At 65.4% G+C, this 18596-nt stretch carries 15 protein-coding genes, 1 tRNA gene and 3 pseudogenes; 13 read left to right on the top strand and 6 right to left on the bottom strand.

Going from position 1 to position 18596, the window contains the following annotated elements; genetic code table 11:
* Positions 1 to 11: 11 nt before the first annotated feature.
* A pseudogene (locus A5652_RS29185) lies at positions 12 to 86 on the bottom strand (MarR family transcriptional regulator); the annotation flags it as partial.
* A 65-nt stretch (positions 87 to 151) separates the two neighbouring features.
* Here A5652_RS29185 and A5652_RS15580 point away from each other — a divergent pair.
* Positions 152 to 1204: pseudogene (locus A5652_RS15580) on the top strand (ATP-binding cassette domain-containing protein); the annotation flags it as partial.
* Positions 1205 to 1800: 596 nt separating this feature from the next.
* On the opposite strand, the gene A5652_RS15575 reads toward A5652_RS15580, so the two are convergent.
* A complete protein-coding gene (locus A5652_RS15575) occupies positions 1801 to 2289 on the bottom strand; it encodes a MarR family winged helix-turn-helix transcriptional regulator (RefSeq protein WP_067352995.1) in 489 nt (162 codons plus the stop codon).
* A 197-nt stretch (positions 2290 to 2486) separates the two neighbouring features.
* Between A5652_RS15575 and A5652_RS15570 the strand changes: the two genes are divergently transcribed.
* On the top strand, positions 2487 to 4463 hold the full coding sequence (locus A5652_RS15570; protein ID WP_156745361.1) for an ABC transporter ATP-binding protein: 1977 nt from the start codon (positions 2487 to 2489) through the stop codon (positions 4461 to 4463).
* Positions 4460 to 5311, top strand: coding sequence for an energy-coupling factor transporter transmembrane protein EcfT (locus A5652_RS15565; RefSeq protein ID WP_067352990.1), 852 nt, complete (start codon positions 4460 to 4462; stop codon positions 5309 to 5311). Before A5652_RS15570 ends, A5652_RS15565 begins: the two co-directional genes overlap by 4 nt.
* Before the next feature lie 17 nt (positions 5312 to 5328).
* Here the strand turns inward: A5652_RS15565 and A5652_RS15560 are convergent, their stop codons facing one another.
* Positions 5329 to 5775 carry an Lrp/AsnC family transcriptional regulator gene (locus A5652_RS15560; protein WP_067352986.1) on the bottom strand — a complete coding sequence of 149 codons (447 nt, stop codon included), beginning with the start codon at positions 5773 to 5775 and terminating at the stop codon, positions 5329 to 5331.
* 123 nt (positions 5776 to 5898) lie between these two features.
* On the opposite strand from A5652_RS15560, the gene ddaH reads away from it, so the two are divergent.
* From ddaH to A5652_RS15545, 3 genes are read left to right on the top strand one after another with little or no spacing between them, the layout of a single operon-like run.
* On the top strand, positions 5899 to 6768 hold the full coding sequence (ddaH, locus tag A5652_RS15555) for a dimethylargininase (RefSeq protein ID WP_067352984.1): 870 nt from the start codon (positions 5899 to 5901) through the stop codon (positions 6766 to 6768).
* Positions 6765 to 8015 carry an ornithine--oxo-acid transaminase gene (rocD, locus tag A5652_RS15550; RefSeq protein ID WP_067352982.1) on the top strand — a complete coding sequence of 417 codons (1251 nt, stop codon included), beginning with the start codon at positions 6765 to 6767 and terminating at the stop codon, positions 8013 to 8015. Before ddaH ends, rocD begins: the two co-directional genes overlap by 4 nt.
* A gap of 28 nt (positions 8016 to 8043) precedes the next feature.
* The gene (locus A5652_RS15545) at positions 8044 to 9498 is read left to right on the top strand and encodes an amino acid permease (RefSeq protein WP_067352972.1); all 1455 of its coding nucleotides are present in this window, start codon (positions 8044 to 8046) and stop codon (positions 9496 to 9498) included.
* Positions 9499 to 9505: 7 nt separating this feature from the next.
* On the opposite strand, the gene A5652_RS15540 is transcribed toward A5652_RS15545, so the two are convergent.
* From A5652_RS15540 to A5652_RS15530, 3 genes are all read right to left on the bottom strand, one after another.
* A complete protein-coding gene (locus A5652_RS15540) occupies positions 9506 to 10846 on the bottom strand; it encodes an extracellular solute-binding protein (protein ID WP_067353003.1) in 1341 nt (446 codons plus the stop codon).
* A gap of 79 nt (positions 10847 to 10925) precedes the next feature.
* On the bottom strand, positions 10926 to 11753 hold the full coding sequence (locus tag A5652_RS15535; protein ID WP_067352969.1) for a carbohydrate ABC transporter permease: 828 nt from the start codon (positions 11751 to 11753) through the stop codon (positions 10926 to 10928).
* The gene (locus A5652_RS15530) at positions 11740 to 12624 is read right to left on the bottom strand and encodes a carbohydrate ABC transporter permease (protein ID WP_067352967.1); all 885 of its coding nucleotides are present in this window, start codon (positions 12622 to 12624) and stop codon (positions 11740 to 11742) included. The genes A5652_RS15535 and A5652_RS15530 overlap by 14 nt, the downstream gene beginning before the upstream one ends.
* A 58-nt stretch (positions 12625 to 12682) precedes the next feature.
* On the opposite strand from A5652_RS15530, the gene A5652_RS15525 reads away from it, so the two are divergent.
* From A5652_RS15525 to A5652_RS15500, 7 genes and pseudogenes are all read left to right on the top strand, one after another.
* The gene (locus tag A5652_RS15525; RefSeq protein WP_067353000.1) at positions 12683 to 14200 is read left to right on the top strand and encodes a TldD/PmbA family protein; all 1518 of its coding nucleotides are present in this window, start codon (positions 12683 to 12685) and stop codon (positions 14198 to 14200) included.
* A pseudogene (locus A5652_RS29180) lies at positions 14197 to 14311 on the top strand (hypothetical protein); the annotation flags it as partial. The gene A5652_RS15525 and the pseudogene A5652_RS29180, both read left to right, overlap by 4 nt.
* Positions 14298 to 15671: a TldD/PmbA family protein gene (locus A5652_RS15520; protein WP_067352959.1), complete on the top strand. Its 1374-nt coding sequence runs from the start codon at positions 14298 to 14300 to the stop codon at positions 15669 to 15671. The pseudogene A5652_RS29180 and the gene A5652_RS15520, both read left to right, overlap by 14 nt.
* A 41-nt stretch (positions 15672 to 15712) precedes the next feature.
* Positions 15713 to 16570 (top strand): carboxymuconolactone decarboxylase family protein, encoded by an 858-nt coding sequence (locus tag A5652_RS15515; RefSeq protein WP_067352955.1) that lies wholly within the window; start codon positions 15713 to 15715, stop codon positions 16568 to 16570.
* 409 nt (positions 16571 to 16979) lie between these two features.
* On the top strand, positions 16980 to 17405 hold the full coding sequence (locus A5652_RS15510; protein ID WP_067352952.1) for a hypothetical protein: 426 nt from the start codon (positions 16980 to 16982) through the stop codon (positions 17403 to 17405).
* Positions 17406 to 17742: 337 nt separating this feature from the next.
* The gene (locus A5652_RS15505; RefSeq protein WP_067352951.1) at positions 17743 to 18159 is read left to right on the top strand and encodes a hypothetical protein; all 417 of its coding nucleotides are present in this window, start codon (positions 17743 to 17745) and stop codon (positions 18157 to 18159) included.
* A 127-nt stretch (positions 18160 to 18286) separates the two neighbouring features.
* Positions 18287 to 18360, top strand: a tRNA-Ile gene (locus A5652_RS15500).
* Positions 18361 to 18596 lie beyond the last annotated feature (236 nt).

Raw genomic sequence — 18596 nt, 5'->3', positions numbered from 1 at the left:
GCGGCACGTCATTCGGCCCGAACTGCGTTGAGCGTGCGCCTGCCCTCGGCCGTGATGCGGATTCGGACCGCACGCGCCCCCACCGGTCGCGCCGATGATCCCGCCCGCCGCGGAACCCGAGCAGCACAAGGGCCCGAGCCTGATCGAGCGGATGGTGACCAGCAAGCTGCGCGTCCAGCGCCCCTCGTTCCGCACCGCGGAACCCGACTCCACCTATCGCCTGCCTTTGCAGACCCCGTCGCGCACCACCGGGATGACGGCCTATCGGCTGGGGCTGACGGTCGGCGGGCACGAGACCCTGTCGGCCATCTCATTCACGGCGCGTCCCGGCTCCATGACCGCGGTCATCGGGCCTTCGGCCGCTCGGAATTCCGCGCTGATCGCGCTGCTGGCCGGCACGAGAGCACCCAGCTCCGGTCGCGTCACCGTGGACGAACACGACATCCACGCAGAGCCGGAGTCCATGCGGGCCCGCATCGGGGTCGTCGCGCGCGACGACCGTCTGCACCAGCAGCTCACGGTCGGGCAGACCGTGCAGTACGCCGCCGAAATGCGGCTGGCACCGGACACCTTGCCCGAGCAACGCGACCGCGTGATCAGCCAGGTTCTCGACGAACTCGAGCTGACGTCGCACCGGGACACCAGAATCCGCAAACTCGCACCCGAGGTGCGTCGGTGCGCCGCCCTGGCTGTCGAGCTCGTTACCCGGCCGAGTCTGCTCGTGGTCGACGAACCGACCGCCGGACTGGACGCGGCCCAACAACGTCAGGTCATGGCGATCCTGCGGCACCAGGCCAGCCTCGGCTGCGCCGTCGTGGTCGCGATCTCGGATCGCACGTCCCTCACCGATGTGAACGCGTGCGACCAGGTGTTGGTGCTCACCGCGGCGGGCACGATGGCCTATCTGGGAACGCCACTGCAGATCGAGTCCGCGATGGGCACCACCGACTGGTCGAGAGTGCTTTCACAGGTCGGCGCCGATCCCGACGGATCCCACCGCGCCTTCCGTGCGAGGCAGCAGACGGCCGCACCGACCACCCCACCGGAAGTCTCGGCATCCGGGCCGGCGCCACCCCGGCTATCCAGGTTGCGGCAGATCCGATTGGTGGCCCGGCGCGAGGCTCACCTGCTCCCCGGCGATCGCATCTACTTCGCATTCCTGGCGATCCTGCCGTTCGTATTGGCGGGGTTGGCGCTCTGGGTGGGCATCCGCGGGTCGGGCTCGTTCGGACGACGTGGAGCCGGCCCTGGTGGAAACGGGGGCGCCTGGGGTGCATTTGGTGGCGGATACGCCGGGGCGACAGGTGGCGGAGGTCCGGGTGGTGCGGCCGGCGCCGCCGTTTGAAAGGCCAGGCGCGGACCATGCTGGGGATCTCCGATGGCGATCCCCAGGCCGTCGCGGATCTCGACGGTGGCCAGTCGGGATCCGCCGGCGAAGATGCCGCGTCGACTCAGATCGATAGCCACCCATTGGTTTCCGGTGAACCGCAGGATCACATCGACTCGGGGCGCTGGCGGCGGTTGCGAGGGGTTGTCGAGATGTTCCAGCGGAATGTCGCAACCCGGGCCGTAGCCCACGATCACGTCACGGCCAGGGGCAAAGACATACCTCGTCGGTCCGGCCCAGACGGTCAGCGACGCCGGATGTGCCGAAGCCTCGGTCGGCATGGCCGCCACCTTTCATCACCGGTCAGCTCGATTGATCTCGCGCGGAAGGACTGTCACGCCATCAGGCGCCGGCCGTCGCGCTCGCTTACGTGTCTACCCTCGTCCGAGCTCCAACCACCAGCGTCGCGCCATTCACACCGTGGTGCGCCGACCCGCGACGGAGGTGCCACGCGAGGCGTTGTCGAGCAGCCCACGCAGCACGTCGACCGCTTGCACCAGCACCTGACGGTCCGCGGGGTCGAGCATCGCCAATTGCGGTTCGATCGCGGCGGCGCGGTCGGCCCGAACTGCGTTGAGCGTGCGCCTGCCCTCGGCCGTGATGCGGATTCGGACCGCACGCGCGTCTCCCGGGTCGACCATCCGTGTGACCAGGCCCGCCTCTTCGAGGCGGCGCACCTGCGTCGTCATCGTGGGTTGCGAACAGTGATCGACGGCGGCCAGATCACCGATTCGGGCTTCGCCGTGAGCTTCGATGGTGGCCAGCAGCCTGGCCTGCGCCGCAGGCAATGGCATGTGGATGCGTTGGGTGGCCATGCGGTTCAGCCGCGCGACCACAGCGAGCAGATCGGCTCCCAGCCCCTGCGCTCCCTCGAACTTTGCGGCATCGACGACGTTGTCCATGCATCCATGGTTGCATAGCTTTGCTAAGCGAGGCCAAAAAGCCGACGCGTTTCGCGTCGAGCGCAGATCACACGATGTATTCGCGGGACTTGGCGCTGCGGCCTGGCAGAATCGTTGAAGTGAAAACCCCACCCCCGGTCCGTTTGCGCGATCGGGGTGGTCCCCTACAGCCGACCGAGTTGGCACAAGCCTCGGTCATGGGTGCTCTGTGCGCGGTGATCGCCATCATCGCCACGGTGATCCCTTTCGCTCAGGGCCTGGCGCTGCTGGGCACGGTGCCCATGGCGCTGTTGGCCTACCGCTACCGGCTTCGAGTGCTTATCGCCGCGACGGTTGCCGCCGGGATGATCACCTTTTTGATTTCCGGACTGGGTAGCTTGGCGGCCGTCCTTAACTGCGTCTACATCGGCGGGTTGACCGGGCTGGTCAAACGCAAGGGCCGAGGCGCACCGACGGTGGTTGTCACGTCGTTTGTCGCCGGAGGCGTCGTTGGCGGAGTAACGGTCGCGATGCTGACGGTGTTGATTCGGCTGCGGCACCTCATATTTCAAGTCATGACCGCGAACGTGGATGGAGTCAAGGCATTCTTGGTGCGAGTACACCTGCAAGGAGTCGCCGCCGGTGTGCAGCGGTGCTTTGCCTACGGGCTGCACTACTGGCCGTGGTTGATGCTCGGCTATCTCACTTACGGGGTGATGATGTCGTCCTTGATCGGGTGGTGGGTACTTTCGCGGCTGTTGGAGCGGATGCACCACATTCCCGACGTGCACAAGCTGGACACTCCCGACGGCGCTGGATTGTCGGACGCCGCGATCGGTCCTGTGCCCGTTCGATTGGTCGACGTGCGATTCCGCTACCCCGGCGCAAGCCAAGACGCGTTGCGTGAGATCAGTCTGGACCTGCGTGTCGGTGAACATGTCGCCGTCGTCGGCGCGAACGGTTCCGGGAAAACGACCTTGACGCTCATTCTAGCGGGCCGGGAACCGACGTCGGGCACCGTGTCTCGCCCTGGCGCAGTGGGTTTGGGGAGAGTCGGTGGCACGTCGCTCGTGCTTCAGCACCCTCAAACCCAGGTGTTGGGCACCAGAGTGGCAGACGATGTGGTCTGGGGCCTGCCGCCGGGCACCAAAGTCGATGTGAACAAGTTGCTAAGCGAGGTCGGCCTCGAGGGGCTCGCCGAGCGCGACACCGGAAGCCTGTCCGGCGGGGAACTGCAGCGGCTAGCGCTGGCCGCCGCACTCGCCCGCGAACCTTCGCTGTTGATCGCTGACGAATTCACCAGCATGATCGACCAGCCGGGCCGCGAACTCTTGTTGGATGTCCTGTCCGGTCTACCCGAGCGGCATCGCACGGCCCTGGTGCACATCACGCACTTCGACAATGAGGCGGCATCGGCGGATCGCACGATCAGTCTCAGCGATTCATCCGATAACAGCGGCATGGTCGAGATTGCGCCGGCGCCGGTGCCGACTGGCGCCGTCAGGTCCGGCTCCAGCAAGCCGGTCCTCGAGGTGGTGGGCGTCGGGCACGAATATCACAGTGGTACGCCGTGGGCGAAGACGGCGCTGCGCGATATCAATTTCACGGTGGAGCAAGGCGAGGGGCTGCTCATCCACGGCGGCAACGGCTCCGGGAAGTCGACACTGGCGTGGATCATGGCCGGGCTGACTGTGCCCACCGAGGGTGTTTGCCTGATTGACGGCGAACCCACCCATCGGCACGTCGGCGCGGTGGCTTTGTCCTTCCAGGCTGCCAGGCTGCAGTTGATGCGCAGCCACGTCGACCGGGAACTGGCTTCAGTCGCGGGCTTCTCGCACCGGGACCATGATCGCGTGGCCGCCGCGTTGATCGCAGTCGGACTTGACCCTGCGCTTGCCAAGCGGCGCATCGATCAGCTCAGTGGCGGACAAATGCGCCGCGTGGTGCTGGCCGGACTGCTGGCGTGTTCGCCCCGGGTCTTGATTCTCGACGAACCGTTGGCCGGGCTGGATGCCAGCAGCCAGCGCGGTCTGCGGCGAGTGCTTGCGAATCTGCGACGTACCCGCGGCGTGACGTTAGTGGTCATTTCGCACGACTTCGTCGGGCTTGACGAGGTTTGTCCGCGGACTATCCGTTTGCGCAACGGTGCGCTGGAAGCGGTGTCTACCACTGCCGCGGCGGGAGGCCTAGCGTGACGACAACATCGACCGCGGCGACCAATGTGAATCGGCGCCGTTCCCCATCGGTCGTCCTGCTGGTCCCGGTGCCCCGAAGATCGGCCATTCACGACCTGTGGGCCGGTACCAAATTGCTGGTCGTCTTCGGCGTTTCGGTGCTGCTGACGTTCTATCCGGGATGGACGACGATCGCGTTGGTGGCGGCATTGCTGGCGGCGGCGGTCTGGATCGCACGGATCCCACGGGGTGCGCTGCCGCCGATCCCGCGGTGGCTGTGGGCCCTTCTCGCGTTGGGGTTTGTGACCGCCGCGCTGGCCGGCGGCAGCCCCACGGTACCGGTCGGCGGCGTGGTGGTCGGGCTCGGTGGAGCGCTGCAATTCCTCAGGATCACCGCGCTGTCGATCGTGCTGCTGGGCCTCGGAGCGATGGTGTCGTGGACCACGAATGTTGCCGAAATCGCGCCTGCAGTAGCGACGTTGGGTCGTCCGCTGAGAGTGCTGCGCATTCCCGTAGACGAGTGGGCGGTAGCCTTGGCTCTCGCGCTGCGCGCCTTCCCGATGCTGATCGATGAATTCCATGTGCTCTACGCCGCTCGGCTGTTGCGGCCCAACCGAATACCCTCAGGTCGCAGGGCGCGGCTCCGCCAGCAGAGCCGGGGCGTGATCGACCTGATGGCCGCGGCAGTCGTCGTGACCCTCCGTCGCGCTGACGAGATGGGCGACGCTATCACCGCCCGGGGCGGCATCGGCCAGCTATCCGCCAGCCCGGCACGGCCGAAACTAGCTGACTGGTTGACACTCGGGATCACTGTTTTCGTCTGCGTCGCAGCAGTGGTGATCGAGTCCCTGCTGCCGCAAGTGGGTTGATCGCCGACTGGCGGGCCTCAGGGCCGCATCCGGTCGAGCAGGTTGGACAACACGACGATGCTCTCACTGCGTTCGATGTCGGCACTGGACCGGATTCGCTCCAATGCCGTCTCCAAATGCCGCATGTCGCGGGCCAGCACATGCAGGATCGCATCCGGTGTGCCGGTGACTGTCGCGGCGCTGAACACCTCGGGGATATCCACCCACGCCGCCCGCAGTTCGTCGGGCGCGATCCGGCCGTGGCAGAACACCTGCACATAAGCCTCGGTGTTCCAGCCCAGGGCGTTGCGGTCGATCACGGTGGTGAAGCCCTTGATAACGCCGCTGTCCAGCATCCGGTCGACGCGCCGCTTCACCGCCGGCGCAGACAAATTCACCTTCTCGCCAATCTCGGCGAAGGTGGCCCGCGCATGCTCGGTCAACTCGGCCAGGATGCGCTCGTCGGTCTCGTCCAAGCGGTCCATCACGTTCCCTCCGCAGGGGCAAACAACAGATCACTGTATTCCCAAGATTAGCGCAATGAATCCACGCTAGACACGCAATATGTGTGGTTTGATTAATGAAAGCCCGCTAAATATCGTTGATTCATGACGAACCAGCAGGTGGTAGCGCCGCCCCGAACCGCGGCGCCGGCGGCCGGGCCCGCCACGCTCGGTCGCACACCGAACGTCCGTCGCTACGCGATGACGCCGCCGGCCTTCTTCGCTGTCGAATACGCGATCAACCCCTGGATGGACATCAGCGCGCCCGTCGATGTCGACCTCGCAAAAGCGCAGTGGGAAAGCTTGCGTGAGACCTACCTGTGGTTGGGGCATCGCGTGGACGTGATCGAGCCCGTGCCCGGGCTTCCGGACATGGTCTATGCGGCCAACGGCGGGTTTGTCGCCCACGATGTCGCGATCGTCGCCAGGTTCCGGTTCGCCGAGCGGGCCGGTGAATCGCACGCTTACGCCCGGTGGATGTCGTCGCTCGGCTACCGTCCGGTGTACACCCGTCACGTCAACGAAGGGCAGGGCGATCTACTGAAGGTCGGCGACATCGTGTTGGCCGGCTGGGGATTTCGTACCGATCGACGTGCGCATGCGGAAGTCGCCGCGGTGCTGCGCGCGCCGGTGATCTCGCTGGAGCTGGTCGACCCTCGCTTCTACCATCTCGACACGGCCCTAGCTGTGCTCGACGATCACACCATCGCGTTCTACCCACCGGCATTCAGCGTCGCCGCCCAAGCACAGCTAGGTGCGCTGTTCCCCGACGCCATCATCGCTGACACGGCCGATGCCTACGTACTGGGCCTCAACGTCGTGTCCGACGGTCTGCACGTGATACATCCTTGCGCGGCAACGGGTTTCGCCGCGCAGCTGAGCCGAGCCGGGTTCGAGCCGATCGGTGTCGATTTGTCCGAGCTGCTCAAGGGCGGCGGTTCCGTCAAGTGCTGCACATTGGAGGTATTCCCATGACGATTCTCGATGCGCAGACATCACAGAAGGTCACCGCCAACCGAGTGGAGTCCGCGATCAGGTTGGTGGAAAGGCGTGCAGCGCATAACTATTCGCCCCTTCCGGTAATCGCCGCAAGCGCCGAGGGAGCGTGGATCACCGACATCGAGGGTCGGCGCTACCTGGATTGCCTGTCCGCCTATTCCGCGGTGAACTTCGGTCACCGCAACCCGGAGATCACCGCCACCGCACATGCGCAACTCGACACCGTGACGTTGCTCAGCCGCGCATGTCATTCCGACAAGCTCGGACCCTTCTGCGCCGCTCTTGCCTACCTGTGCGACAAGGACATGGTGCTGCCGATGAACTCGGGCGCCGAGGCTGTCGAAAGCGGCCTCAAGGTGGCTCGCAAGTGGGGCGTCGACGTCAAGGGTGTTCCCGCGGATCAGGCCAACATCATCGTGGCCGACAACAACTTTCATGGCCGCACGATCAGCATTGTGAGCTTCTCCTCGGATCCCACTGCGCGAACGGGATTCGGGCCCTTCACGCCGGGATTCCGTTCGGTGCCGTTCGGTGATGGCGCGGCACTGACTCAAGCAATCGACGAGAACACCGTGGCGGTGCTGTTAGAGCCGATCCAGGGTGAAGCCGGCGTCATCGTGCCGCCCGACGACTATCTGCCGGCGGTCCGCGATCTATGCAACGAGCACAACGTGCTGATGATCGCCGATGAGATCCAGTCAGGCCTGGCGCGTACCGGCTACACGTTCGCCTGTGATCGGTGGCGGGTAATCCCCGACGTCTATCTGCTGGGCAAGGCGCTGGGCGGCGGAGTGGTTCCGCTGTCGGCGGTGGTGGCCGACCGGGACGTCCTGGGCGTGTTGCGCCCTGGCGAGCATGGGTCCACCTTTGGCGGCAACCCGCTGGCTGCGGCGATCGGCACCACCGTCGTGTCCATGCTGGCGCGCGGCGAATTCCAGGCCCGGGCGACCGCGCTGGGTGCGCACCTGCATCGGCGGCTGCGACAGCTGATCGGCCACGGCGTGCAGGAGGTAAGGGGCCTGGGTTTGTGGGCCGGCGTCGACATCGACCCCTCGCTGGGCAGCGGCAAGGAATTCAGCCAGCGGCTGGCCGATCGCGGCGTATTGGTGAAAGAGACGCACGGTTCGACGCTGCGCTTCGCTCCGCCTTTGGTGGTCACCGCCCAAGAGATCGAGTGGGCGGTAGGCCAGCTTGCTGCGGTACTGCGGGAGGCTGTTCCATAATCAGCTGATCCGGCCACAGGAGGGGCGCTTGCCAGCCACGTCGATCAGCCTGAAAGAACAGATGCTGAGGCGGCGCCCCGTGCTGGGTGCGCACACCGCGCACGGGGCCGCCGATCATCTCAAACGCGGCATCGGAACGTTCCAGCTGACCATGTTCGGGGTCGGCTCGACGGTCGGCACCGGCATCTTCTTCGTGATGTCGCAGGCGGTCCCTGAAGCGGGCCCGGGCGTGATCGTCTCCTTCCTTCTCGCCGGTATCGCCGCCGGGCTCGCGGCCGTCTGCTACGCCGAATTGGCCTCGGCGGTGCCGGTTTCCGGGTCGTCGTATTCGTATGCGTACACCACGCTGGGAGAGGTCGTGGCCGTGGGCGTGGCGGCCTGCCTCCTACTGGAATACGGGGTGGCGACCGCCGCGGTCGCGGTCAACTGGAGCGGCTATCTGAACAAATTGCTGAGCAATGTTCTGGGATTCCAGCTGCCGCAAGCCTTGTCGGCCGCGCCGTGGGACACCCAGCCTGGATACGTGAACGTGCCGGCGGTCCTGCTTATCGCCATGTGTGCGTTGTTGCTCATCCGCGGCGCCAGCGAATCGGCCAAGGTCAACGCGATCATGGTGATGATCAAACTCGGCGTATTGATCGTGTTCGCAGTCGTCGCCTTCACGGCGTTCGACGCGAGCCATCTTCATGACTTCGCGCCCTTCGGCGTTTCCGGTATCGGTTCGGCCGCCGGCACCATTTTCTTCTCCTATATCGGCCTCGACGCCGTGTCCACCGCCGGCGACGAGGTGAACAACCCGCAGAAAACCATGCCGCGCGCGCTGATCGGCGCGCTGCTGACCGTCACCGGCGTCTATGTCCTGGTCGCGGTCGCCGCGCTGGGCACGCAGCCGTGGCAGGACTTCGCCGGCCAGCAGGAAGCCGGGCTGGCCACAATTCTCGACAACGTCACGCACGCGGGCTGGGCCGGCACGATTCTGGCTGCCGGAGCGGTCATTTCGATCTTCAGCGTCACCCTGGTCACCATGTACGGCTTGACCCGCATCCTGTTCGCGATGGGCCGTGACGGGCTCTTGCCCGCCAGGTTCGCGATGGTGAACGCGCGCACCATGACCCCGGTGACCAATACGGTGATCGTCGCTATCGTGGCGTCGACCCTGGCCGCCTTCATACCGCTGCAAAAGCTCGCCGACATGGTGTCGATCGGCACGCTCACCGCGTTCGTCGTCGTATCCCTCGGAGTGATCATCTTGCGGGTGCGCGAGCCCGACCTGCCACGGGGATTCAAGGTCCCGGGTTATCCCGTCACGCCGATCCTTTCGGTGGCGGCCTGCGGCTACATCCTCGCCAGCCTGCACTGGTACACCTGGATAGCGTTCACCGGCTGGGTGCTGCTGGCGTTGATTTTTTATTTCGCGTGGGGCCGCCACCACAGCGCGCTCAACGACGAGGTGGTCGAGCCGTCATCGGACGATGTCCGGTAACCAGAAGTCACTGGCGTGCCGCGGCGGTGTTGGCCGCCGCCTGAGCCCGCTGCAACGTCGCCGCGACATCGCCGCGGCCCAGGAACATTTCGTCGAAGTACGGTTGTAACGCCTCGTTGCCGGCGGCGAAGCCTGCCCCTCCGGGGGCCGGGATGCGCGGACCGTTCAGCACCGCGAAGAAGGGGGTGACGTCGACACCCCTGCTGGCCCAGTACCGGAAGTAGACCGGTTGGGCGGTGGACACCGCGGGGATCGCCGCTCCGTAACGACCCAGATATTCGTTGCCCTGTTCGCTGCCCATCCATGCCAGCACCTGACGCACGGCGTCGGGGTGCTTCGTCGCCGCATTACCCGCGGCGGCAATGCCATTGGTGACGCTGACGCGGCCCGCCGGGCCGGTGGGCATCATCGCCACACCCCAATGGAAGCGGGCATCGCGCGCCACCGGCGCCAGGTTGTAGGTGCCGGATTGAAAGAGCGCCATTCTGCCGGCCAGGAATTGGTTATGGGAGAAGTCGCCATTGTCGTTGGTATCGGCGGCGGGCGGCGCGACGTGGTCGCGGTTGATCAGGTTGACCAGATACCGAAAGGCCGTCACGGCGGCGGGGTTGTCAAACGCGAAGGTGTCGCCTCGCTGGAACACGCCGCCGGCCGAACCGATGTAGTTCAGGTAAATGCCCTGGGGATCATTGGCCGCGTTGTACGCCCACTGCCGCACCCGTTTAGCATCGAAGCCTGGTGTATCTCCCCGGTTTCCGTCGGCGTCGACGGTGAGTCGGCCCAGCAGCGGACGCAATGTGTCGCCCTCACCGGGGCCCCACCGCAGGGTGTTCAGCTGGGCGGGATCGACGCCCGCGGCGGCGAGAAGATCTGCGTTGTAGTACAACGCGATTCCGGCGTCGGTCAGCTGCGGCACGCCCCACAGCGTGCCGTTTCGCGTGAACTGCTCGACGACCGGCCCCTCCCACTCCGAAGCGGCCTTGGGCCCGAGCACTTCGCCGATGTTCAGGAGCCGGCCGCTGTCGGCGTACGCCGCGAGGTAGGCGTTGGACAGCCAGAAGACGTCGTCGGCGCTGCCACCGGCCACGTCGGTGCGCAGGGTGTTGAAGTAGGTCGAGTACGCCACCAAGTTCAGGTGTATCTCGATGCCGGGATGGGCGCGGTTGAAGGCCTCGAAGGATTGTCGATAGGACGCACCGATCTGGTCGCCCCAGATGCGGACCGTGACGACGGTCTTGCCACCATGCGACTGCGCGGAGTAGTCCAGCAGCACCGCCATCGCGGCCAGCAGCACCGCCACCAGCGCAACGGATCCCGCGACCAGTGTGGAAAAGCGCGGCCGCCTCACCGTGCGCACCCAGATTGCCGTGGGGGACGTGAATTCGCGGAACGGACAGCCACGGCGGCAATCTCGCCGCATCGCCGCCTCACTTTAGTCCCGAGATGACGATCGACGCGACGATGTGACGCTGGAATACCACGAACAGCGCGATCAGCGGGGCGATCGCGACCGTGGTCGCCGCCATCACCAACGTCCATTGGGAATTGAACCGCGACTGCAGGTCGGCGGTCGCGACGGTGAGCACCCGCCACTTGTGGCCGCTGGTGATCACCAACGGCCACATAAAGTTATTCCACTGCGAGACCACGGTGATCAACGCCAGCGCGGCCAGGACCGGGCGACTCGACGGGATCACCACGTGCACAATCACGTCCAAGGTTTTCGCGCCGTCCAGACGCGCCGCGTTGATCAAGTCGTTAGGGACGATCCGGAAGTGCTCGCGCAACAAGAAGATCGCGTAGGGGGAGCCGAACATGAACGGCAGCACCAACGCCCAGAACGTGTTGCGCAGGCCGAGCTGGGCCATCATGAGATACATCGGCACCACCGTGACCGTCCCCGGCACCATCAGCGTAGCGATGTACACCCAGAACAGCGCGTCACGCCCGGGGAATTGCAAGCGGGCGAAGGCATATGCGGCCAGCACCGAAAACGTCAACTGGCCCACCAGAATCACCGCCGTCATCAACGCGGTCACCGCCGCCGCGCGGCCGAACCCGGCCCCGCCCAGGTTGGCGAAATTCGACAGCGTGGGTGGCCGCGGCAGCTGCAAGGGGGTACCCGTGACGAATTGGTGCGCCGAGGTGAACGACGTCATCAATCCAAGAGCGAACGGCGCCAACGTGATCACTGCGCCGAGCGACAGCCCGGCATAAATCGCCACATTGGAGGCGATCCGGCTAGGTGAGGTCATAGCTGATCCTTCGCCGGAAATACAGATGCTGAACCACGGTGACGCCGATCAGGATCACGAACAGCACCACCGCCATCACCGACGCCCGGCCGATGGCCGCCGAACCGAAAGCCTCGGCGTAGATGCGGTGGGCCACCAGGTCGGTACTGTTGGCCGGGCCGCCGCCGGTCAGGGCGTACACCATGTCGAAAACTTGTGCCGTGCTCACGATTCCGGTCACCAACACGAAGAAGGTCGTCGGTCGCAGCATGGGCATGGTGATGCGCCAGAACCGCTGCCATGCGGAGGCGCCGTCGGTGCGCGCGGCGGAATGGACGTCGTCGGGAATGGCCAACAGGCCGGCCAGAAACGACAGCGAGACATATCCGACGTTGGTCCACACCACCACGGCCGACACGAGCGGCAGCGCGAAGCTGGGGTCTGACAGCCATTCGATGCTGTGTCCGAGCACAGTGCTCACGGCGCCGTCCGTGGGCGCCAGGATCCAGCGCCACAGCACCGCGATGGCCAGCGGTGCGCAAATCCATGGCAGCACGAACAGGGTGCGAAACAGATTGGTGCCGCGAAGCTGGCGGGCCAGCATGGTCGCGGCCAAGAGTCCCAGCACGGTCTGCGCCGGTACCACGATCGCCACGAAGATCGCGGTGACGATCAGGGAGTTGCCGAATCCGGCGTCGGTCAGGACCGAGCGCCAATTGGACAGGCCGACGAAGTGCAGCGGACCGAGGAGATCCCATCGGCACAGGCTCAGCCAAAGCACGACCAGGATGGGCAGCAGCAGAAATGCGAGCACGCCGAACAGGCTGGGCGCCAGCAGCGCGTAGCCCAGCGCGGTGGATCGAGGGTGAATCCCGCGTACCGCGCTGGCCATCTGGTAATTAAAGCGGGCGCTGGCTGGGTTTGGGGTGACCGGTCGTTACGGTGGAAGCGTGACACCGAACCGGGGGATCGATGCCGACTTCCTCGACCTGCCGCGCCACGACCTGGCCGAAGCCGCGCTCTCGGCGGCGAAAGCCGCCGGGGCGACGTATGCCGACCTGCGGGTTCATCGCATCATCACCGAGATCATCCAGCTGCGCGACGGCGAGCTGGAGACCGCGGTGATCAATCGTGAGGTGGGCCTGGCGGTCCGAGTGATCGTCGACGGCACCTGGGGATTCGCCTCGCACGCGGAGTTGGTGCCGTCGGTGGCCGCGGAGACGGCGCGGCGCGCGGTACACGTCGCGACCACGCTGGCGTCGCTGAGTAGCGAGCGTGTCGAGCTGGCGCCCGAGCCGGTCTACGCGGACGCGGCCTGGGTGTCGGACTACCGAATCGACCCGTTCGAGATCTCGACGACGGATAAGATCGCCGTGCTGGAGGACTACTCCGGTCGGCTGCTGAGCGCCGACGGCGTCAATCATGTGTCGGCGGTGCTGACTGCCGTCAAGGAGCAGACGTTCTATGCGGACACCTTCGGATCCTCGATTACCCAGCAGCGGGTGCGGGTGCTGCCCTCGCTGGAGGCGGTGACCGTCGACCCCGCGGCCGGCAGCTTCGATTCGATGAGGACGCTGGCGCCCCCGATGGGGCGGGGCTGGGAGGCCGTGGTCGACGACGAGGTGTGGAACTGGACCGACGAGGTGGCGCAGCTGCCGTCATTGCTGGCCGAAAAGATCAAGGCGCCCAGCGTTATCCCAGGGCGCAAAGACTTGGTGATCGACCCGACCAACCTATGGCTGACGATTCATGAATCGATCGGGCACGCAACCGAATACGACCGCGCGATCGGTTACGAGGCCGCCTACGCCGGCACGTCGTTCGCCACACCGGACAAGTTGGGCACCATGCGGTATGGGTCACCGGTGATGAACGTGACCGCCGATCGCACCGTCGAATTCGGCCTGGCCACCATCGGTTACGACGACGAAGGGGTGGCCGCCCAAAGCTGGGATCTGGTGCGGGACGGGATCTTCACCGGCTACCAGCTCGACCGGGTGTTCGCCCAACGGCTGGGGCAGCCGCGCTCCAATGGATGCTCGTATGCCGACTCGCCGCATCATGTGCCCATCCAGCGGATGGCCAACGTGTCGCTGCAGCCGGCTCCCGAGAACCTCAGCACTGACGACTTGATTGGCCGGGTCGAGGAAGGCATCTATATCGTCGGCGATAAGTCATGGTCAATCGATATGCAGCGGTACAACTTTCAGTTCACCGGCCAGCGCTTCTTTCAGATCCGTGACGGCCGGCTGGACGGTCAGTTGCGTGACGTCGCGTATCAGGCCACCACGACCGAGTTCTGGAATTCGATGGAGGCCGTGGGAGGACCGTCGACCTGGCGCCTGGGCGGCGCGCTCAACTGCGGCAAGGCTCAACCCGGGCAGATCGCGGCGGTCAGCCACGGCTGCCCGTCGGCATTGTTCCGCGGCGTAAACGTGCTCAACACCCGCACCGAGGGTGGTCGATGATCCGCGCCGGCGACGATGCAGTGGGGGTACCGCCCGCTTGCGGGGGACGGCGCGATGCTGTGGGGGCACCTCCCGCTTGCGGGGGAGAGTGGCGCCGATGATCACTGCACAGCATGTCGTCAACATCGTGCTCGATGAGGCGGCCAAGCTCGGCCGTGCCGACGAGACCATGGTGCTGGTCAGCGACAAGGTCGAGGCCACGCTGCGCTGGGCAGGCAATTCGATGACTACCAACGGTGTTTCGGTGAGCCGCAGCGTGACGGTGATTTCGGTGGTGCGTCGGGGGTCCAGTGCGCGCATCGGCACGGTCGTGTCCGGCGAGGCCGATCCGCGGGTGTTGCCCGGCCTCGTGGCGGCATCGCAGGAGGCGGCCGGCGCGGCGCCGGAGGCCGGTGATGCCGCGCCGCTGCTCGCCGACCCCGGCGTGCCGGTCGATTGGGACGCGCCGGTACCGGGCACCGGGCCCCTGGTTTTCTCCGATGTCGCCGACTCGCTGAGCCGTGGGTTTCGCGGCGAGGACCGACTGTACGGCTTTGCCCACCATAGTGTTTCGACGACGTTTCTGGCGTCGTCGACCGGATTGCGCCGACGTTTCACCCAGCCCACCGGTGCGGTGGAGATCAACGCCAAGCGCGGCGACGCCAGCGCGTGGGCGGGCGTTGGCACACCCGACTTCGTCGACGTGCCAACCGATTCGCTGCTCGAGCAGCTCTCGACCCGGCTGGGCTGGGCGCAGCGCACTGTCGAGTTACCGGCGGGCCGCTACGAGACGATCATGCCGCCGTCGACGGTGGCCGACATGATGATTTACATGGCCTGGTCGATGGCCGGCCGGGGCGCCCAGGAGGGGCGGACCGCGTTCTCGGCGCCCGGCGGCGGGACGCGGGTGGGCGAGCGGCTCACCGAGTTGCCGCTGACGCTCTTCTCCGATCCGATGGCTCCCGGCCTCGCCTGCACGCCGTTTGTCGCGGTCAGCAGTTCCTCGGAGACCGTGTCGGTGTTCGATAACGGCGCGAAGATCAGCCAGGTGGATTGGATCCGCGATGGGGTGATCAACGCGTTGGCCTATCCGCGGGCAACGGCCGCCAAATACGATGCCGACGTCGCAATCGCCGCCGACAATCTCGTGATGACGGGAGGGACGGCCACCCAGGACGACATGATCGCGGCCACCGAGCACGGCCTGCTGCTGACCACGCTGTGGTACATACGCGTTGTCGACCCCACGACACTGTTGTTCACCGGGTTGACCCGCGACGGTGTCTACCTCATCGAGGACGGCAAGGTGACCGCGGCGGTCAACAACTTCCGGTTCAACGAGAGTCCGCTGGACTTGCTGCGGCGGGCCACGGAGGCCGGTGTCAGCGAGAAGACCCTGCCGCGCGAATGGGGTGATTGGGCCACCCGCGCCGCCATGCCGTCGCTGCGGATCCCCGACTTCCACATGTCCTCGGTGAGCCAGGCCCAGTAGACTCATTGCCGCCGGGCAACACGCGTTCTAGCGTGTGACGAATGGCGGCTCCGGTTTCTGTTCGGAAAGACCAGCTCGCGCGGTTGGTGTCGTTGTGCCCGGGCGACGGTCGCGTCGCGGCGCTGGTTCGCCGGGTGTGCGCACAGACGATGTCGCTGCCGCCGTTGCCCGCGAGCGCCGACGTGGGCGAGCCGGAATCGGAAGCCGAGGCCGCCGTCGCCGAGTTCGCCGAACAATTCAGCGCCGACGTCTCGTCAGTCACCGCCGAGCAGCGGTCGCGCTTGTGGAAGCAGCTAGGGGACCGCACCTTTGCCGTCGTTGTGCAGGTGTACATCGCCGACTTCATTCCTCGGGTGCGGGCCGGGCTGGAAGCGCTCGGTGTCGGCGCGCAGTATCTGGGCTGGGTCGCCCAACCGATTACCTGGGATCACACCACCGATCCGGCGGATCTGGTGTTCAACGACTTTTTAATCGCGGTGGCTCGAATGCGTGAGCTCGACCCCGTGACCTCCGAGTTGGTTCGGCTGCGTGGGGCGGCGCAGCACAATTGCCGCATGTGCAAGTCGCTTCGCGAGGGCGGCGCGCTGGATGCCGGCGGGTCGGAAACGCTGTACGAGGAGATCGAACGGTTCGAGTCGTCGGGTTTGCTCGACGGCCGCGCTAAAGCAGCGCTGCGCTATACCGATGCATTAATTTGGACTCCTGCGCACCTCGTCGCCGACGATGTCGCCGAGGTGCGCTCCCGGTTCTCCGAGGCCGAGGCCGTGGAGCTCACCTTTGACATCATGCGCAATGCCAGCAACAAAGTCGCGGTGTCGTTGGGCGCCGACGCCCCCCGCGTCGAGAACGGCACCGAGCGGTACCTGCTCGACGCCGATGGGCAGACAGTATTCAGCTGACGTTGGCGGACGCGAGCCCGCTGGTGCTGAGCTGTACCGGCCTTCGCTGTCGGCGCCCTGACCTCGAGTCGCAGCCCTTTGCGGCACTTCCGGGACGGGTTGGCCAAGAGGCCGGCGGCACGGGCCTGCCGGGCCGAGGGCACGAAATGTTAACCATTCATACACCCGCGCGCAAGTGTGCGTTTCCGCTGTGTGGGGGGGTCATTCGCTAACTTAAGCGCGGTCACTGACACTTATATGAACAAATATGTGACGGTAACGAGATGGCAGCGTGACCCCAGCCGGATGGCCATGGATCGTGCGTCATTGGTCTGCGGTCCGCATGGCTTTCCGTCTCAGCTGTTTGCAGGGTTTCTAACTTGGGGTTGCGTCGGGGGCGACTGGGTTCCGCGCAAAGGGAGGTTCGGAAATGACACGCACCCGTACACGTTCGCGCGTTCGAGTGTCATCGGCGTGGGCTGCCGGTGTCGCGCTAGGCGCCTCGATGCTCGGCGGCGCAGTGCTGTCAGCTCCGCTAGCTTCGGCGAACTGCAATCTGAGTCCGGCCGACGATCAATACATCAAACTGCTCGCGCAGAACAAGATGGTCCACAACGCCGACTACAGCGATTGCCACGAGGCCGCCGAGGGGCGTTGGTTCGCCGATCAGGTGCGGTCCAACCCCAATCCGTTCGGTGAGGGCCAGGAACTGATCAACATGATCACCCGCACTACGCCGATGACCCAAGAGCAGGCGGAGTGGGAGGTCGAGTCGGCCATCTACGTCTACGCGCCCGAACTGATTCCCAAGATCAAAGACCAAGCGACGAAAGCAAACTGGCCAGCCGAGTCTTAGGCATCCCAGCGCCGTTGTGGCGCAATGGTTTTGTAGTTCAGAACGTCAGCGGCGTGAGGGCTTTGCCCTCCGGCCGTTTTCGCCTGTCCGCATTGGCTAACTCAAGACTGCCGTGATTCGCCGTTGATCAACGGCGCCTGCAAGCAGTGTCGCAGTGCTGCTTTTAGGCGGCCCTGTTACCGAATTAGACCCGAATTGTTTCTCGCACAGTAATTTTAGCTAGTTGCAGTTCACGCATTGTTCGTAGGAATGCTCGTTTGCCGCGCTCATCGCTAGTGGTACCCGATGGTTATGGCGAGGGGAAGATAGCAAATTCCACGATGAGGGGGTCCGGAAAATGACAACGACACGATCGCGCGTGCAGGCGCTGACTGCTGGGGTCACGGGCGTTGCGCTAGGGGCCGCGATGTTCGGCGGTGCTGTGCTGACGGCGCCGCGGGCGTCGGCGGCCTGCAGTTTGAGTCCGGCCGACGATCAGTACATCAAACTGCTGGCGCAGAACAAGATGGTGCACAACGCCGACTACAGCGATTGCCATGAGGCCGCCGAGGGCCGCTGGTTTGCCGATCAGGTCCGGGCCAATCCCAATCCGTTCGGTGAGGGCCAGGAGCTGATCAACATGATCACCCGCACCACGCCGATGAGTCAGGCCCAGGCGGAGTGGGAGGTCGAGTCGGCGATCTACGTCTACGCGCCTGAGTTGATTCCCAAGATCAAGGCTGAAGCCGGGCAGGCAGGGCCCGCTCCCTCATAACTGCGGGCATAGGGGTGTTGCGGCGCTCCGGAAACGGGTCGCTCGCCGAGCGCTTATAAAGCCGCCGCCGCCCGACGGACACTGGTTCCGGTCTTCCGCTACGGTTTCCTACGGAACTACTCCGTCGGGGGCGGTAGCTCAGTTGGTTAGAGCCGCGGACTCATAATCCGTTGGTCGCGGGTTCGAGCCCCGCCCGCCCCACCGTATTTCTGTATGACCTCGGCTGATGCTTGACATTTCGGTTCCGGGTGATGCGCGACAGTGTTTCGGCTGATGCGTGACAGTGGTTTCGGCTGATGCTTTACAGCAATTGTCAATATCTGTGGATCGAGATTCTTCAGGCGGCCTCCTTTCGGGCTTCCTCGGCGGCCGGTTCGTCGGGACGTTTGACGAGCTTGCCGTTCTCGAACTTGGCGCCGGCACGGACAAGGGCGACC

The sequence above is a fragment of the Mycobacterium sp. 1165178.9 genome (assembly GCF_001673555.1).
Lineage (GTDB): Bacteria > Actinomycetota > Actinomycetes > Mycobacteriales > Mycobacteriaceae > Mycobacterium.
This window is presented reverse-complemented; position numbering and strand designations above follow the sequence as displayed.

Excerpts from the sequence above, each read along its gene's own strand:
- A5652_RS15510 (WP_067352952.1), top strand. The coding sequence starts at position 16,980 with ATGACACGCACCCGTACACGTTCGCGCGTTCGAGTGTCATCGGCGTGG.
- A5652_RS15535 (WP_067352969.1), bottom strand. The coding sequence starts at position 11,753 with ATGACCTCACCTAGCCGGATCGCCTCCAATGTGGCGATTTATGCCGGG.
- A5652_RS15575 (WP_067352995.1), bottom strand. The coding sequence starts at position 2,289 with ATGGACAACGTCGTCGATGCCGCAAAGTTCGAGGGAGCGCAGGGGCTG.
- A5652_RS15520 (WP_067352959.1), top strand. The coding sequence starts at position 14,298 with ATGATCACTGCACAGCATGTCGTCAACATCGTGCTCGATGAGGCGGCC.
- rocD (WP_067352982.1), top strand. The coding sequence starts at position 6,765 with ATGACGATTCTCGATGCGCAGACATCACAGAAGGTCACCGCCAACCGA.
- A5652_RS15530 (WP_067352967.1), bottom strand. The coding sequence starts at position 12,624 with ATGGCCAGCGCGGTACGCGGGATTCACCCTCGATCCACCGCGCTGGGC.
- A5652_RS15505 (WP_067352951.1), top strand. The coding sequence starts at position 17,743 with ATGACAACGACACGATCGCGCGTGCAGGCGCTGACTGCTGGGGTCACG.
- A5652_RS15515 (WP_067352955.1), top strand. The coding sequence starts at position 15,713 with ATGGCGGCTCCGGTTTCTGTTCGGAAAGACCAGCTCGCGCGGTTGGTG.
- A5652_RS15570 (WP_156745361.1), top strand. The coding sequence starts at position 2,487 with ATGGGTGCTCTGTGCGCGGTGATCGCCATCATCGCCACGGTGATCCCT.
- ddaH (WP_067352984.1), top strand. The coding sequence starts at position 5,899 with ATGACGAACCAGCAGGTGGTAGCGCCGCCCCGAACCGCGGCGCCGGCG.
- A5652_RS15560 (WP_067352986.1), bottom strand. The coding sequence starts at position 5,775 with ATGGACCGCTTGGACGAGACCGACGAGCGCATCCTGGCCGAGTTGACC.